General features: G+C 65.3%; 15 protein-coding genes and 1 pseudogene. 2 read left to right on the top strand and 14 right to left on the bottom strand.

Annotation, left to right across the window (positions count from 1 at the left end):
- Positions 1–27: 27 nt before the first annotated feature.
- The 8 genes from tssH to AWB65_RS20070 form a co-directional block, all read right to left on the bottom strand.
- The gene (tssH, locus tag AWB65_RS20105; RefSeq protein ID WP_087668813.1) at positions 28–2,682 is read right to left on the bottom strand and encodes a type VI secretion system ATPase TssH; all 2,655 of its coding nucleotides are present in this window, start codon (positions 2,680–2,682) and stop codon (positions 28–30) included.
- The gene (gene tssG, locus AWB65_RS20100; protein WP_087668873.1) at positions 2,675–3,709 is read right to left on the bottom strand and encodes a type VI secretion system baseplate subunit TssG; all 1,035 of its coding nucleotides are present in this window, start codon (positions 3,707–3,709) and stop codon (positions 2,675–2,677) included. Before tssG ends, tssH begins: the two co-directional genes overlap by 8 nt.
- Complete coding sequence (tssF, locus tag AWB65_RS20095) at positions 3,694–5,580, bottom strand: type VI secretion system baseplate subunit TssF (protein WP_087668812.1); 1,887 nt, start codon at positions 5,578–5,580, stop codon at positions 3,694–3,696. Before tssF ends, tssG begins: the two co-directional genes overlap by 16 nt.
- Positions 5,577–6,092 (bottom strand): type VI secretion system baseplate subunit TssE, encoded by a 516-nt coding sequence (gene tssE, locus AWB65_RS20090; RefSeq protein WP_087668811.1) that lies wholly within the window; start codon positions 6,090–6,092, stop codon positions 5,577–5,579. Before tssE ends, tssF begins: the two co-directional genes overlap by 4 nt.
- A gap of 23 nt (positions 6,093–6,115) precedes the next feature.
- Complete coding sequence (gene tssC, locus AWB65_RS20085; RefSeq protein WP_235007698.1) at positions 6,116–7,627, bottom strand: type VI secretion system contractile sheath large subunit; 1,512 nt, start codon at positions 7,625–7,627, stop codon at positions 6,116–6,118.
- Between the two features lie 4 nt (positions 7,628–7,631).
- Positions 7,632–8,168, bottom strand: coding sequence for a type VI secretion system contractile sheath small subunit (tssB, locus tag AWB65_RS20080; RefSeq protein ID WP_087668810.1), 537 nt, complete (start codon positions 8,166–8,168; stop codon positions 7,632–7,634).
- A gap of 96 nt (positions 8,169–8,264) precedes the next feature.
- Positions 8,265–9,305: a type VI secretion system protein TssA gene (tssA, locus tag AWB65_RS20075; RefSeq protein ID WP_087668809.1), complete on the bottom strand. Its 1,041-nt coding sequence runs from the start codon at positions 9,303–9,305 to the stop codon at positions 8,265–8,267.
- 51 nt (positions 9,306–9,356) lie between these two features.
- The gene (locus tag AWB65_RS20070) at positions 9,357–9,842 is read right to left on the bottom strand and encodes an Hcp family type VI secretion system effector (RefSeq protein WP_087668808.1); all 486 of its coding nucleotides are present in this window, start codon (positions 9,840–9,842) and stop codon (positions 9,357–9,359) included.
- Positions 9,843–10,407: 565 nt separating this feature from the next.
- Between AWB65_RS20070 and AWB65_RS20060 the strand changes: the two genes are divergently transcribed.
- Complete coding sequence (locus AWB65_RS20060) at positions 10,408–10,941, top strand: RNA polymerase sigma factor (RefSeq protein WP_087668806.1); 534 nt, start codon at positions 10,408–10,410, stop codon at positions 10,939–10,941.
- Positions 10,938–11,771 (top strand): anti-sigma factor family protein, encoded by an 834-nt coding sequence (locus AWB65_RS20055; RefSeq protein ID WP_049809307.1) that lies wholly within the window; start codon positions 10,938–10,940, stop codon positions 11,769–11,771. The genes AWB65_RS20060 and AWB65_RS20055 overlap by 4 nt, the downstream gene beginning before the upstream one ends.
- Positions 11,772–11,953: 182 nt before the next feature.
- Here AWB65_RS20055 and AWB65_RS20050 read toward each other — a convergent pair whose 3' ends face one another.
- From AWB65_RS20050 to AWB65_RS37005, 6 genes and pseudogenes are all read right to left on the bottom strand, one after another.
- On the bottom strand, positions 11,954–13,528 hold the full coding sequence (locus AWB65_RS20050; protein WP_087668805.1) for a S53 family peptidase: 1,575 nt from the start codon (positions 13,526–13,528) through the stop codon (positions 11,954–11,956).
- Positions 13,529–14,085: 557 nt separating this feature from the next.
- Positions 14,086–14,367: a hypothetical protein gene (locus AWB65_RS20045; protein WP_125474157.1), complete on the bottom strand. Its 282-nt coding sequence runs from the start codon at positions 14,365–14,367 to the stop codon at positions 14,086–14,088.
- 219 nt (positions 14,368–14,586) lie between these two features.
- On the bottom strand, positions 14,587–14,838 hold the full coding sequence (locus tag AWB65_RS37020) for a 3-hydroxyacyl-CoA dehydrogenase family protein (protein ID WP_327358499.1): 252 nt from the start codon (positions 14,836–14,838) through the stop codon (positions 14,587–14,589).
- Positions 14,745–14,963 (bottom strand): hypothetical protein, encoded by a 219-nt coding sequence (locus AWB65_RS37015; RefSeq protein ID WP_327358497.1) that lies wholly within the window; start codon positions 14,961–14,963, stop codon positions 14,745–14,747. Before AWB65_RS37015 ends, AWB65_RS37020 begins: the two co-directional genes overlap by 94 nt.
- Positions 14,964–15,070: 107 nt before the next feature.
- Positions 15,071–15,220, bottom strand: a pseudogene (locus AWB65_RS37010) (porin); the annotation flags it as partial.
- The coding region (locus AWB65_RS37005; protein WP_235007695.1) for a hypothetical protein at positions 15,169–15,393 on the bottom strand (225 nt) is incomplete at its 5' end. The gene AWB65_RS37005 and the pseudogene AWB65_RS37010, both read right to left, overlap by 52 nt.

The following is a 15,393-nucleotide window of genomic DNA, read 5'->3' as shown; positions in this document are numbered from 1 at the left end:
GCAAGCTCCTTTGTGTATGGTTTGCGCTCAGTCGAACGCGTAGGTGAATGCGCCGTCGCGCGCGCTGACTTCTACCTTCACGACTTCCCGTCCATCGATCAGGCGCGTCAGGAACTCGGCGCTGATGCGCGGCAGGAGCGTGTTGGTCAGGATCGCGTCGATCATCCGGCCGCCGCTTTCGAACTCGGTGCAGCGGCTCGCGATCTGGCGGACCATCGCGTCGTCGTAGCTGAACGCCACGCGATGCCGTTCGGCGATGCGCCGCTCGATGCGCGCGAGCTGCAGTCGGATCACGGCGTCGAGCATCGCGTCGTCGAGCGGGTAGTACGGAATCACCGCGACGCGTCCGAGCAGCGCCGGCGGGAACACATCGACGAGAGGCGAGCGCAACGCCCGGGCGATCTCCTCGGGCTGCGGGACTGCGTGCGCGCCGTTGCACAGGCGCGTGATGAGTTCGGTGCCGACGTTGGTCGTGAGCAGGATCAGCGTGTTGCGAAAGTCGATCTGGCGGCCTTCGCCGTCTTCCATGCGGCCCTTGTCGAAGACCTGGAAGAAGAGTTCGTGCACGTCCGGATGCGCCTTCTCGAACTCGTCGAGCAACACGACGCTGTAGGGACGCCGCCGCACCGCCTCGGTCAGCACGCCGCCCTCGCCGTAGCCGACATAGCCCGGCGGCGCGCCTTTCAGCGACGACACCGTGTGCGCTTCCTGGTATTCGCTCATGTTCACGGTGATGACGTTTTGCTCGCCGCCGTAGAGCGCCTCGGCGAGGGCGAGCGCGGTTTCGGTCTTGCCGACACCCGAGGTCCCCGCGAGCATGAAGACGCCGACCGGCTTCGCGGGATCGTCGAGACCGGCGCGCGAAGTCTGCACGCGGCGCGCGATCATCTCCATCGCGTGGCGCTGACCGACGATGCGCCGGTTCAGCGTATCGGCGAGCTTCAGCACGCCGGCGATGTCGTCGCGCACCATCCGGCCGACCGGGATGCCCGTCCAGTCCTGCACGACCGAGGCGACGGCGTGACGGTCGACGCCCGGCAGAATCAGCGAGTTCTCGCCTTGTCGCGCGGCGAGTTCGTGCTGGAGCGCGCGAAGCTCGGCAAGATGGCCGCTGCGAGGCGCATCGGCGCAGTCCGCTGCCGGTTCGGCGGCGCCGCATGCGCCCTCCTCCAGGTCGCAACGCAATGCCAGGATCCTCGCAACCAGCGCCCGCTCCGCTTCCCAGCGTGCGGTGAGTTCGGCCAGCCGCGCACGCTCCGCATCGAGCCGCGCAGCTACATCGGCGGCGCGCGCGGCCGTGTCGATGCCGAGCGCCGCTTCCCGCGCGACGATGTCGCCTTCCGTCTGCCACGCTTCGATGCGCCTTCTCGCGTCGTCGAGGGCGGGCGGCAGCGCGTGCTGGCTGACCGCGACGCGTGCGCAGGCGGTATCGAGGAGGCTCACGGCCTTGTCGGGCAACTGGCGCGCCGGAATATAACGATGCGACAGCGTGACTGCCGCTTCGAGCGCTTCGTCGAGCACCTGCACGCCGTGGTGCGCCTGCATCTTGCGTGCGATGCCGCGCATCATCGTGATCGCGCACGCTTCCGACGGCTCCGGCACCTGCACCACCTGAAAGCGCCGCGTGAGCGCCGGGTCCTTCTCGATGTGCTTTTTGTATTCGACCCACGTCGTCGCGGCGATGGTGCGCAGCGTGCCGCGCGCGAGCGCAGGCTTGAGCAGGTTCGCGGCGTCACCCGTGCCGGCCGCGCCCCCCGCGCCGACGAGCGTGTGCGCTTCGTCGATGAAGAGGATCACCGGTTTCTCCGACCCCTGCACTTCCTCGATCACCTGCTTGAGCCGGTTCTCGAACTCGCCCTTCATGCTTGCGCCCGCCTGAAGCAGACCGACGTCGAGCGTGCGCACGACGGCATCGCGCAAGGAAGGCGGCACGTCGCCCGCGACGATCCGCTGCGCAAAACCCTCGACGACCGCTGTTTTTCCGACGCCCGCCTCGCCGGTCAGGATCGGGTTGTTCTGGCGCCGGCGCATCAGGATGTCGATGACCTGGCGGATCTCGTCATCGCGGCCGACGATCGGGTCGAGCTCGCCGGCGCGCGCTTGCGCGGTCAGGTCGATGGTGTAACGGACGAGCGCTTCCTGACGGCCGGGCGATACGGCGTCCGCGTCCTGCGCCGGGTATTCGGCAGGTGCGACAGCCAACGCTTCCGCCGACCCGCCGAGCAGCGCATCGAAACGGCCGGTCAGCGTGTCGAGGCCGATCTTCGCAAACTGGCTTGAGATGGCGATGAGCGCGTTGCGCAGGTTCGGCGTGCGCAGGATGCCGATCATCAGATGCCCGGTGCGCACTTTCGATGCGCCGAACATCAGCGAGCCGAACACCCAGCCGCGTTCGACCGCTTCATCGACTTGCGCGGAGATATCCGAGACCGAGGTCGAACCGCGGGGAAGCCGGTCGAGCGCGGCGGTGATATCTCGGGCAAGGGCCGCCTGATCGAGATCGAAGTGGCGCACGAGGCATTGCAGGTCGGAGTCTTGCGCGAGCAGGATCTGGTGAAACCAGTGCGCGAGCTCGACATAAGGATTGCCGCGCAGCTTGCAGAACACGGTGCCGCTTTCGATCGCGTGGTACGCGAGCGGGTCGAGCTTGCCGAACAGCGCGTGGCGACTGATATCAGCCATGAGAGGTCTCCTTTTGACGGGACGTCTTTGCGCCCTGCGCAATCACGACCCGATGGTTGTCATGAACCGGCGTGCCGCTCGTGAGCCACGTCGACCAGCCAAGACGCGCGCCGGATTCCGATCCGGTGCCTAGGCGCAATGCAGGCACCTCGTCGCGCTTCAGGTGCAGCGCCACGTCCCAGTCGAGCGGATCGCGCACGTAGTTGCGCACCCAGTCGGCGAGTTTCGCGAGGCTCGCGCCACCGGGCAGGAAGCGCTCGAAGTCGCGATAGCCGAGCGGCCCGAGCACGATCCGGAACTTGTGCTGGCAGTCCCACACCCGCGTGCCAACCACGGCCGATACCCCGAGGCGCGCGCCGCCGAGCCGCGTTTGCGCATCGCCGGGAACCGGCATCCAGTAGCCCCGCCAAGGCTCGATCGCCACGTCCACGCGGAAAAACTGCGCGAGGATCAGCCGCAGTCCGCCTGCATGTCGCGTCGGCGCCGCGAGCACGCCCGCGAAGTGCAGCTTGGCGGCGTCCGGCACCGCGTCGCGCTCGTGCAGAGCCGGTGAGCCAATGCCGAACAGGCTGCCGACGTAGTCCGCGAAACGGTCTTCAGCCGGGCGATCGGCGCTGACGACCGGCTGCGCGTCGGCCCATGCGCGGTAGAAGAGCGACAGCATCCGGTGATGGAACAGGTCGAGAAACCGCGCGAGAGTCGGGTCGTTCGCGTTGCGTGCGCGTTCGCGGACGTAAGCGGTCAGATGCGTCGGCAACGGACCGTTCGGGCCGAGCAGCCCGAGGAAATTCACGGAGAGGCGCCCGGGCTGGCCGTCCTCGCCCGGCGTGTAGTCGCCGAGTGTGGACGGGTGGAAAATCAGCTCCGGGTCCTGCGCCAGGCGCACGGCGTCCTCGCGTGCGCCCAGCGAACGGCCGAGGCGCGGCTGTCCCGGATGGGCCTTTTCGATCAAACGCAGCGCCTGAAAAAAATCGAAGCGGCGTGCGTCGCGTTCGAGCGCGCGATCGATGTCTAGAGCGTTGCGCATCGTCCCGTCCTCGCCGGCCACTGCATGATCGGACCGCGCGCGAGCGTCGCGACGACGGTCTCGGCGAACGAATTGATCGACACGTACTGCGCCAGGAACCGGGCAAGCACCGCGCCGAGCAGGAAGGCGCCCGCGCCTTCGAAGGCCGCGTCGTCGAACTGCAGTGTCACCTTCAACCCGCGTCCGAAAACGATCGGCCCCGGCGACGGCATCCGCCGCACAACCGGCGCGGATGCCACGGAGCGCAGGCCCTCGATCTGCCGGTGCGCGGCCGTATCGCCTGCGGGGCAGTACAGCGCCAGCAACTCGCGCAGCGCACGGGCGCCTTGCTGCGGGTCGCTATCGACGAGCGACGCATAGTTCAGCGACAAATGATTCAGGAGCCGCCACGCGGCCGGCCCTTGCGCGAACGACGGCAGCGGGCGGCTCGGGCCCGCCACGCAGCGTACGGCCGAGACGGGCGCCTCGGCGTCGATCGTGAAGTCGGTCGAGCCCATGCCCACCGGCATCGACAGCGGCAAGTCGCGGTTCGTGCACCACGCGGCGACGCCAAGCTGGCGCAGTTCGCCGTGCACCGGCGCGCTCTTCGCATCGACCAGCGCGATGAAGGTCTCGCTGCCGAGGTAGCTGCTGCGCGCGCCGTTTTGCTGCTGCCGCACGGACGGCCGGCGCGCTTCGCGCCGCAACTGGTAGAACGCCCCGCCTTGTTGCGGTGTGTCGAGGTCCTTCGCGCAATGGAACGGGCGGAAAGGCTGCTCGCCAACGGCGCCCGCGCCGTAGCCCGTCACTTCGTCGATCTGATGGATCTCGTAGTCCATCGGCCGGGTCCGGTCGACCACGACGTGATACTCGAACTCGGTCTCGGCGAGCGGGATGCGGTCGGTGCGGCGGCGAAACAGATTGACGGCCGGCGTGCAGTCGAGCGCGAAATGCGATGCATCGACGGATCGTTCGAGCGACGCGTCCGCGCCGTCGAGCAGCACGATCACATCGGCTTCGCGATCGCGGCAGTCACGCAAGGCTTCGCGCAATCCGCCGATCTCGACGAACATGAAGCGCGGCGCGAACGCGAAATATTCCTGCAGGAGTCGGTAGCCGTCGAACGACTGCTGGCCGATGGGCAGCAATGCCTCGTCTTCGCCGAAGCCGAGCGGCTGCAGCGCGGTCTTCGGCAGCACGGCACCCGTCGATGCGCCCTTCGCGCCATGCAGCACTGCCACGCCGACGCAGCCCGCCAGCAGCCGCTCGTGAATCCGTGCGGCCAGGCCGTCGGCGCCGCGCAGATGGAGCGCGAGGCGATCGAATGCAAAGCGGTCGAACGTCAGCGTGCCGGTCGTGCGCAGGCGCAGCCGCAAACCCGCCTTGACGCCGGCAGGCAGTGCGAGGCCCGCGCCGTCGAGCGACCCCGTATGCGTGAAGAACTTCGCTTGCGTGATCTCGATCGGCCAGAGCGTCACAGCGTGGGCCGTGCGGTACTCGCAACGCGTCGAACCCGACTTGTCGAGCATGCTGCGCAACGCTGTGTGACGCGGCACGACGACGCCATCCGCACTCACCGCAAGCTGCGGATTCGAATGGTCGGCCTGCAACTGGACGACCGCCATCGACGGCGTCGGCGCGAGATAGTGCGGATACGCCAGCTCCGTCAGGTGCTGCGTGAAGCGCGGAAACTCGGCGTCGAGCTTCATCTGCACGCGCGCGGCGAGGAAGCTGAAGCCTTCCAGCAGGCGCTCGACATACGGGTCCGCGCAATCGATGCCGTCGAGTCCGAGCCGTCCCGCGATCTTCGGGAACGCAGCCGCGAATTCGCCGCCCATCTCGCGCAGATGCTGCAGCTCCTGGCTGTAGTACTTGAGGAGCGCCGGGTTCATGCTGGCTGCTCCGCGACGTCGGCAACGCGCACTTCGCCCGCTTCGAGGTCCAGCTCCGTGCGCAGGTAGAGCCGCTCCGGGTACGGCTGCGACCACATCTCGGCTTCGATTTCGAAGCGGATCACGTGGCCGCGCGGCGCGCCCTTCGTATCGTCGAGCGCGGTGACGCGCACGGTGTCGCGTGCGAGACGCGGCTCGAAGGCCCAGAGCGCGTCGCGAATCAGCCGCTCGACCGCCGCCGGCGTCAGCGCCGCGACGTTGCGCCCCGCCAGATCCGGCAGACCGTAGTTGAGCACCGATGTCGCGACGTGCGGATAGCCCGACAGGTCCTGCACCGCGTCGAGACCGCTCGCGTTCAGCAGCCAGCCGATATCGCGCTGCACGCTGTCGCGCAATGCGCGCGGCGAGAGCACGCGCCGCTCGCGCGTTTCGTGGCGCGCGTCGGGATCGAGATCGGTGAGCCGGTCCAGCAACGACGGTTGCAGGCGGTCACGCGCGGTGAGTTCGGACATGGGATGCTCCCTTGCAATTGGACTCAGGCGGTCTTGGCGGTCGGCAGCTTCGACACGAGGCGCAACGACACGGTCAGCCCTTCGAGCTGGTAGTGCGGCCGCAGGAAAAACTTCGACGTGTAGTAGCCAGGGTTGCCCTCCACCTCTTCGACGACGACCTGCGCGTCCGCGAGCGGCTTGCGTGCCTTTGTGTCGTCGGAGGAATGGACTGGATCGCCGTCGACGTACTGAAGGATCCAGTTCTGCAGCCAGCGCTGCATGTCCTCGCGCTCCTTGAACGAGCCGAGCTTGTCGCGCACGATGCACTTCAGGTAGTGCGCGAAGCGGCAGCACGCGAAGAGATACGGCAGGCGCGCGGCGAGGTTCGCGTTGGCGGTGGCGTCGGCGTCTTCGTATTCGGCCGGCTTGTGCAGCGACTGCGCACCGATGAATGCGGCGAAATCCGAGTTCTTCTTGTGTACGAGCGGCATGAAACCGCTCTTGGCGAGTTCGGCTTCGCGGCGGTCGCTGATGGCGATTTCGGTCGGACACTTCATGTCGACGCCGCCGTCGTCGGTCGGGAAGGCATGCACCGGCAGCCCTTCCACCGCTCCACCGGACTCGACGCCGCGTATGCGCGAGCACCAGCCGAACGTCTTGAAGGAGCGCGTGATGTTGGTCGCCATCGCGTAGGACGCGTTTGCCCACGCGTACTTGCTGCTGTTCGCGCCTGCCGTGTCTTCCTCGAAATCGAATTCTTCGACCGGGTCGGTTTTCGCGCCGTAGGGAGCGCGTGCGAGAAAGCGCGGCATCGCGAGGCCGATGTAGCGCGAGTCCTCCGATTCGCGCAGCGAACGCCAGGCGGCGTGCTCGGGCGTCTGGAAAATTTTGGTCAGGTCGCGCGGATTGGCGAGTTCCTGCCACGACTCCATCAGGAGCGCGGCCGGATCGGCGCCCGCGATGAACGGCGCGTGCGCGGCCGCCGCGATCTTGCCGATCTGCGTGAGCAGGTCGGTGTCCGGCCCGCTGTGGTCGAAGTAGTAGTCGGCGACCAGCGCGCCGTAGGGCTCGCCGCCGAACTGGCCGTACTCCTCCTCGTAGAGCTTCTTGAAGAGCGGGCTCTGGTCCCACGCGACGCCCTTGTACTTCTTCAGCGTCCTGTGCAGTTCCGCTTTCGACATGTTGAGCACGCGGATCTTCAGGGACTCGTCGGTCTCGGTGTTGTTCACGAGGTAGTGCAGACCGCGCCATGCGCTCTCGACCTTCTGGAACGGCTCGCTGTGCAGGATCAGATTGATCTGCGCGGTGAGCGTCTGGTCGATCTGGGCGATCAAGGCTTCGATCGTCGCGAGGACGTCGCCGCCGATCACGCCGGTGTCGCGCAGCGCCTGCTCGGCAAGCGTGCGAACGGCGTTCTCGACCGCTTCGCGGGCGCGCTCGGATTTCGGCTTGAATTCCTTTTGCAGCAGCGCCGAAAAATCGCTGATAGCGGGTGTGTCCTGTGTGTCGTGCGGGGCGGCGGCGGTGGCCAATTGCTGGATGCTGAGATCGTTCATCGCGTCATGCTCCAGAGGCGGGCGGCTGGTTGTCGATGGCGTCTGCCTGAGGACGCGGTTGCGCCGACAGCGCCTGCATGAGCGCCGGCTCTTCGAGCAGGCGTGCGATCAGCGCTTCGGCGCCGCTCTTGCCGTCCATGTAGGTGAGGAGGTTCGCGAGCTGCGTGCGCGCTTCGAGCAGGCGCCTGAGCGGCTCCACCTTGCGGGCGATGGCGGCCGGCGCGAAGTCGTCCATGCTTTCGAAGGTCAGGTCGACCGCCACGTTGCCTTCGCCCGTCAGGGTGTTCGGCACCTGCACCGCGACGCGCGGGCGGATCGACTTGAGGCGTTCGTCGAAGTTGTCGACATCGATCTCCAGAAACTTGCGCTCGACCGCAGGGGCGAGCGGCTCGGCCGGCTGTCCCGACAAGTCCGCGAGCACGCCCATCACGAAGGGCAGATGCACTTTTTTCTCGGAGCCGTAGACTTCGACGTCGTATTCGATCTGCACCCGCGGCGCACGATTGCGCGCGATGAACTTCTGACTGCTTTCCTTTGCCATCATGTTTCTCCTTTCGGTCCGGAGCTGGCCGCTCGGCCTTGCCCTGATCCCATGTCAATGGGCCGCTGTATCGACCCGGATGCTCCGTGCATCGCCCTACTCGACGCCGCCCAGATGCCTGAATTGACCGGCGCCGTCGGGCGCCACGTCTTCGATGATTTCGATGAAACTCTTGCCGACCAGCCGCCGCGCGCGCTGCAGCAACACCGGCAGCGGGCTCGACGGTTCATGCTCGGCGTAGTACGCGCAGATCGTGTCGAGCGCGTCGGTTACGTCCCGCGCGCTCGCTATCCGTGCCGGGCTTGCAGTACCGGGAATGGCGGCGCGATGCGTCGCCGAACCGGTGACTGCGTCCTCTTCATTCGCACTGACCTGCCCGCTCCCCATTCCTCCCCATGCCGCCACGCGCGCTTCGACGAATTCGGCGATGCGCACGAGCATCCGTGCGAGCGGCCCGAAGTCGAGCGCGCGCGCCGGGCCGACGCGTTCGGTCAGAAGTGCCTCGATTCGTGCCGCCGACGCGATCGATGCATGCAACGCGGCGCGCGTCGCTTCGGCGTCGGCGGCGCCCGATTGCGCGAACGCGGCGTCGATGCCTGCGAGCGTCGGCAGGTCGGCGCCGTCAGACGGCGGCGCCTCGCCCGCGAGCACCTCGATGTCGCGCAGTGCGTAGCCGCGCTGGCCGCGCGGCGCGACGAACGGCACGTCGCGCAGATCGCCCGGCAGGCCGCATCCGTCGACGAGCCCCGAAAGCGCGTTGACGCGCGCGGTCGGGTCGTCCCCGTCGTTTTCATCGAGTTGCGGGTGAACGCTGTCCCAATGCATCTCGACGAGCCCTTCCAGCAGCGCGAGGCCGCTTTCAAGCCCGCTGTACCCCTCGCGAATCAGGCTGGCTCGCGTGTAATGCACGGCCACCCGCAGATCGCGGCTTCGCGCGAGAAGCGTCATCGAGATCGATTGCGCGAGCGCCCAGTCGGGCGGCGTCGCGGCGATCACGGTGCCGCCGTACTGCGCATCGGGCTTGCCCGCTACCGCCTCCTCGAGCGCGCGGAACTCGGCGCTGTACTCCTCGTCTTCTCCGCATGGCAGTTCCGGCGTGATGCTGGTCAGCCAGTGGGCGATGTCGGCTCGATTCATGGCGATGTCCGCAGGTCGTTATCAAGGGCTCGGGTTCGTCGGATGCGTCGCTCACTCCGCGACGTTCTTCGGGATGTTCCATTTGCCGGTGACCGCCCCGCCCTTCTTCGCGCCGTTGTTGTCCTGCGGCTGGTATTCCATGTTGAATTGCGCGAAGTTGAGCGTGATGTTCTCCACCGCCTGATCGCCTCCGCTGAAGCTCACCGAATGGCTGCTGATGAGCACTTCCTTGAGCGTGAGCTTCAGGTATTCCACCGGCTCCTTGCCGCCCGCCTTGCGCAGCGTGAGCACCGAGTCCGCCATGTGCGTGCCCTGGCAGCAGGACTGCAAGATGGTGGGCGAGCTCTTGTCGACGTATTTGCTGATCGTCAAATCTTGGACCGACGCGGTGCCCGTGCCGCCGCCCGTGCCGCTGTGCGTGGTGCCCGTCTGCGAACAGCCCCACGACCAGCTCAGGACCTCGATCTCTTCCGTGTGGCCTGTCGCCAGTGATTCGCCCTTGATGTCGCCCAGCTTGAGAAACATATCTACGGCCATGTCAATCTCCCTAAAAAGCGTGCGTCTCGACGCACAGTTGATTCGCGCCATTCAGATCGCGAAGCTTGTTTGCTCGTTTGCCCGGAGCGCAGGTCGCCCTCCGAGCAATCGGATTTCGAAACAGGTGATGAAATCGGGCCGCGCGGAAGCGGCTTGCTTCAGGCGGTATTCAAGCGCCGGGCCGAGGAATGAGGCGCATCGTGCTCCGGCCCCTTTCCTTGCGCTCCGTGCGGAGCATGGGCGTCTTACAGTCCGCAAGGGATGCTCCACGGAGCCGCATGGATCGTTGGAGGCTTGAGTCCGGACCGTCTATGCTTTGAAAAGGTTCGCGTCCGTTGCACGGCATCCGCCTGAGCACCAAGCCCGCTTCCCGGGCTTTGTCGAGGATGGTCTCCATGATCTCTCTCCCTTTTGGTCGTTTGCGTCGCTTTCGTTTCGCATCCAGTGACCCGAAAACAGCCGGGCGAGCCCGCTTATTCCGCAAAAAAACTCTAAAAAACTTTGGAATAAAGGCGCGACCTGGCTGTTATGTTTTATGAGCGCGCCCATTTCAGGAGCTGCCCCGATGAACGACGACGACCTGCCTGCCGTCCTGCCGACGTTGTTGCCGCGGCTCTGGCGCTTCGCGTTGCGCCTGACGCAGAATCAGCACGACGCCGAGGATCTGGTGCAGCGCGCTTGCGTGCGGGCGCTCGAGCGGCGTGCGCAGTTGCAGCCGGGCACGTCCACACTGAGCTGGCTTTTTTCGATCGCGCATTCGACTTGGATGAACGAACTCCGCGCCCGCTCCATTCGAAACCGCGGCAGCATGGACTGGCAGGACGAGGAAATCGAATCGTTCGCCGATCCCGCAGCGCACAACCCGGAGATAGATTTGCTGCATCGCCAGGTGATCAATGCAGTCGAAGCGCTGCCGGACGCGCAGCGCGTCGTGATGGTGCTCGTCGCGATCGAGGGGCTGAGCTACCGGGAAGCCGCCGATGTGCTCGATGTGCCCATCGGCACCGTCATGAGCCGGCTGTCGCGTGCGCGGTTGACGATCGGCCAGCAATTCAGCGTGCAGTCTTCACCTGCGGCTCGCAAGGGAGAATCAATATGATCAATGTCGATGACGCGCTGCTGATGTCGTACGTCGACGGCGAGCTTCCGCCGGAGCAACGCACGGAAGTCGAAGCCGCGATCGCGCACTCGGACGAACTGTCCGCGAAGGTGGCGCTGCTGCGTGCGTCCTGCCTTCCGTATCGCGCTGCCTACGAGCGGCAAGCGGTTCCGCCTGTGCCGGAAAGCCTCACGCGCCGCATCGAGGAGCTCGTCAGCGTGACGACGCCGCGCCAGCGCGGCAGCGAGCGCAGCATTCGCCGCTGGCCGATGCAATGGGCCGCGGCCGCGTTCGTCGCCGGCGCAATCTGCTCGGGCGTGCTGACGGGGTATCTCAGTGGCGCGAATCCGTTCAGGCCGGGTGTCGATCCGTGGGTGCGCAGCGTCGCGGATTATCAGGTGCTGTACGGTCGTGACACGGTCGCGAACATTAGGGAAGACAAGCTCAGCACGGAGCAGGTGCTCGCGGATATCCGTCAGCGCGACGGCATGCCTGTCAATGTGCCGGATCTGCGTCAGGCGGGGCTGAAGTTCAAGCGTGTGCAGCGGCTCAACTATCATGACCGACCGCTCGTGCAGATGGTTTATCTGCCCGATCGCGGCGATCCCGTTGCGCTCTGCGTGATCGAGGACGGCCAGGGCGATGCGCCCGTGCGTTCACAGCAAGTCGGCGAGATGAAGACGGTGACGTGGCGGGCGAACCGCCTCGCATACGTGCTGCTGGCCAAGGACACGTCGGTCGATCTGCAGAAAATGGCGCAGGGCATTGCGAGCGGCAAGACCTCGCAACTCTACGGCAGACTGCCCGAGGAGGATTCGCGCAGTAGCTGACTGACGGTCCAGGTTCGTGAAATCGTTGAGGCTTGCAATGACCTCCACGAGCGACCGCGATTGATGTGCTGGCACACTTGCGCTGTGCTGGGCCTCCCCCAAGGGCCGAACGCACTGACAGGAGCGCATCTGACACCCCATGCACGAGCGGATGTCAGATGCCGCTTTATCGCAGCGGCGCCTCAGCCGAACGTGCCTGCAAGCTTGTTCCCGTCCGGGCGTCCCAGACCCGTGCACGCATCCCATCCGGCCGACGCGACAAAGTCGCCATTGTTGCCTTGCGTGATATCCGTCAGGCCCGCGGCGGTCTTGTAGAGCTTCGGGTTGAGATATCCCGCTGGACTGTTCTTGCCGGCATTGATACGCGCAACGAGGCCTGCCCACAACGGCGCCACGGCGCTGGTTCCTCCGATCACCATGTCGCTGCCGTCGACGCGCACGTCGTATCCCGTCGCGGGGTCCGCATTTCCCGCGACATCCGGGACGCCCCTCATCTGCAACGCGCCGGTCCCGCCCTTGGCTCGGGCCGCTTGCAGACCCTCTTGCCAGGCAGGCAGCGCGAAGAAGCTGCTCACCCCACCGCCGCTCGCACCGCCATTCGCGCCATCGTTCCAGACCGTCTCCTTGGCGATGGCGCCCTTGCCCGCCTGCACGCTGGTGCCCCCGCATGCGAGCGCATAAGGACTCGAGGCAGGAAAATCGACGTGATCCGCGCCGTCATTGACGCCATCCCCCGAGCCGTTGTCGCCCGACGCGACGCACACCGTGATCCCTAGCGCCGCAGCCGCCTGGAAGGCCTGGTCGAACGCCGTCATCGCCTGCTCCGTCCATGCCGATTCCGGACCGCCCCAACTGATCGAAATCACCGAGGGCTTGCGGATCGTGTCGTGGATCGCGGTGGTCACGGCGTCGAGAAATCCCGCGTCGGTATTGGGCGCGAAATAGACGGCGATATGCGCGCCAGGTGCGATAGCCCCGGCGATCTCGATGTCGAGCATCACCTCGCCGTCCGGTCCGTTCGCGTCGCCAGTTGGGTGATTCTTTCCGTGATCGACGGACACGGTCGTCACCTTCGGCGAAGCGATGCCGAGTTTGGAAAAGTATGCTTTGAGATCGGCGGGCCGGTAGCCTCCGCCAAGTTCGATGATCGCGATGCACTGACCCTGGCCGGTCCCCGCCGGGAAGTCGTACAGCGAAGCGAGTTGAAGCGGTGTAGAGGACGTCGTGCCCGTCCTCGATGATTGCCAATGCACGTTGCCCTGTGGCGGTCGACTGCGAAAATGCGGTCGCGCCTGCGGACGATTGTCGAGTCCGAGCACGGCGTCGACCACTCCGCTCAACTCGTCCGGCAAATGGACGGGCCCCGTGCGGCCGCGGTACGATCCGCCAGCGTGCTCGAACTGCTGCAGATCGACGTCGAATGCGTCATTGAACTGGGCCACAGTGCCCGAGAGAATCACGGTGCGGCGCGCCGCGTGTTCCTCGACGACCGACAGGCCATGCTGACTCGCGAAATTCCGGACGGCGCTCATGTCGTTCGGAGCAGCGCCGAATTGCTGCGCGAAGTCTTCGCGCTGGATGTGTCCATCCGATGCGTTTCCGGCCACGAGTTTGCTTACGCGCGTCCTGAGCGCATCGCTCGAACCACGTCGGACCAGCACGGTGACTTCGAGCCTTTCAGCCGGATCGGCTTTGCCGACGGATTGTGCACCGTCAAACGGCGCTCGCTCGCTACCCATGAGTGGATGTTTGGACATCGCTGAAACCCTCCTGTAAGAGGCCGCCCGGTCAGACCGAATGCCGATGGTTCGTCGGCGGCGAACGTGCATCGGTTACGACAGGCTTGGATCGTTTGATTACGGCCGCCCTTCATCGAAGTGCATCTTCTGGCCGGACGTGACGTTTTATTTCTGATTGAAAGGCTTGGGTCCTTGGAAGAACTGGCGCCTGTTGCCGGCATTGTCAGAAGTCCGCGCTTTCTTTGCCACCCCTCATCGGTGGGCCAGCCTATGTGGGACGCCAGCGCCCCACTGCGCATTGCGATGAAACGTAATTGACCTGGCCAGAACTAGCCGGTATTGGCAACGTCGTGTCGTTGCGCCTGTCGCCAAGGACTTCAGGATTACGCACTTCTCGATCATAGGGCGATATCGATCTTCCCAGAAGGAGCAAGAGATGGTTCGCGAGCGTAGCCGACGAAACGCTTTCGGATCGCACCCTCGTCGCAAGCCGGTCGCCGTCACTACGCGTGCGCATCGTCTGCCTTGACGATGCGCATCCATGGCTTGGGCGAGGCCGCTGCGTTCGCCTGCCCTTACATCGATGACGTCGCTTTCTCCGCCGCCTTCTTCGCCAACAGGTGTTGCGCCTGAAGGTCGCCGCCTCCGGCTTCCTTGGCCGTCTGGGCTGCGGTTTCCGTAGCTTCCGCCAGAGCCTGCCGTGCCGCGCTACTGATGGTTACGGTGGTCGACGATCTTGCCTGTGACACGAGATTGCTCGCCGGTGCGGTGGGCGTGGCGGAGGTCGCGACGCCCTTCGATGGACTGGTGTCCTGCACGGCCATGGTCGGGGTTTGGGTCAATCCTGATACGTTCATGGAAATCCTCATACGCGGTTGATGGCTTGAACTGCATTCGTTCTAACGGCGTATGAGTTTCCGTCTTGAACACTTTAATTTTTGTATATTTGCAGGCGCTTAAGCGTCACATAAGGTATTCGCACGCTGTACGTGATGGCGCGTGGCATGCGATAGCGACGCTAGCCACCAAGTAACGATCGCACGCGCTTGGCCGCTCGAGAAACCCGCGAGAAATGGTCAATACCTCGATGCATGCTGAAGGGCTCGACATGCGCACCCAGGTCTTCGACCACCTCTCTCAGGCCCATTCAGGTCGATGGTCTCGAACGGCCCCATGAATGACCACCGCCAGCCGAGCCCGTTCCGCACGGTCTTGTCGATGTCCTCGCAACTCGCTACGCCGTCCCGCTGCAAAGCCCACGCTTCTCGGAGCAGCGCTGACTGAAGCCGGTTGAGATCGAAGCCTTCGATCTCCTTGCACGCGTGCACACGCTCCGCCCGACTCCGGCCATCAGCTTGTCCACGAATTCGACGGTCTCAGCCGATGTTTGCGTGGACACTAGTTCCAATACAGGCACGAGACAAGGCGGTTTGATCGGATGAGCAATGATCACGCGCGGCGAGATCGTCTATCGCTTTAAAACGCCGACGCCGGAATGCCCGAACTCTAATGCCGATACGTTCATGGAAGTCCTCATAGGCGGTTGATGGTTTGAACAGCGCCGAAATCTTCGGTGCCCTTCAAGCCCCAGCGGCTCGTGACGAGATCATTGCTCGTCATCTGATACGCCTTGCTGCCGCCGGCGTTGTACGTGAAGTTCAATTCTTCGTCGAGCAGGCCGAACAGCGTGATGCTGCTTTGCGCGCACGCCGGCTGACGCGCATAGCAGCGCCGGCCGGGCGTGTCTCGCCCGGCACACTGAGCTTCATTCGTCGCTTCTGCTCGTGGAGCAAGCGAGCATAGGTATAGAAACGCAAAAACCCCACTTTTGGGGTGGGGTTTTTGTTTGAGGCATGAGGAGCCTGACGATTACCTACTTTCAC

The organism is Caballeronia humi, assembly GCF_001544475.1.
Classification (GTDB): Bacteria; Pseudomonadota; Gammaproteobacteria; order Burkholderiales; family Burkholderiaceae; genus Caballeronia; species Caballeronia humi.
The sequence above is the reverse complement of the archived record's forward strand: the minus strand, read 5'-3'. Positions and strand labels throughout refer to the sequence as shown.

Bases quoted from the DNA above. Each gene is read 5' to 3' on its own strand.
- tssH (WP_087668813.1), bottom strand. From the start codon at position 2,682: ATGGCTGATATCAGTCGCCACGCGCTGTTCGGCAAGCTCGACCCGCTC.
- AWB65_RS20060 (WP_087668806.1), top strand. From the start codon at position 10,408: ATGAACGACGACGACCTGCCTGCCGTCCTGCCGACGTTGTTGCCGCGG.
- AWB65_RS20070 (WP_087668808.1), bottom strand. From the start codon at position 9,842: ATGGCCGTAGATATGTTTCTCAAGCTGGGCGACATCAAGGGCGAATCA.
- AWB65_RS20055 (WP_049809307.1), top strand. From the start codon at position 10,938: ATGATCAATGTCGATGACGCGCTGCTGATGTCGTACGTCGACGGCGAG.
- AWB65_RS20045 (WP_125474157.1), bottom strand. From the start codon at position 14,367: ATGAACGTATCAGGATTGACCCAAACCCCGACCATGGCCGTGCAGGAC.
- tssG (WP_087668873.1), bottom strand. From the start codon at position 3,709: ATGCGCAACGCTCTAGACATCGATCGCGCGCTCGAACGCGACGCACGC.
- AWB65_RS20050 (WP_087668805.1), bottom strand. From the start codon at position 13,528: ATGTCCAAACATCCACTCATGGGTAGCGAGCGAGCGCCGTTTGACGGT.
- tssB (WP_087668810.1), bottom strand. From the start codon at position 8,168: ATGGCAAAGGAAAGCAGTCAGAAGTTCATCGCGCGCAATCGTGCGCCG.
- tssA (WP_087668809.1), bottom strand. From the start codon at position 9,305: ATGAATCGAGCCGACATCGCCCACTGGCTGACCAGCATCACGCCGGAA.
- tssC (WP_235007698.1), bottom strand. From the start codon at position 7,627: ATGAACGATCTCAGCATCCAGCAATTGGCCACCGCCGCCGCCCCGCAC.
- tssF (WP_087668812.1), bottom strand. From the start codon at position 5,580: ATGAACCCGGCGCTCCTCAAGTACTACAGCCAGGAGCTGCAGCATCTG.
- tssE (WP_087668811.1), bottom strand. From the start codon at position 6,092: ATGTCCGAACTCACCGCGCGTGACCGCCTGCAACCGTCGTTGCTGGAC.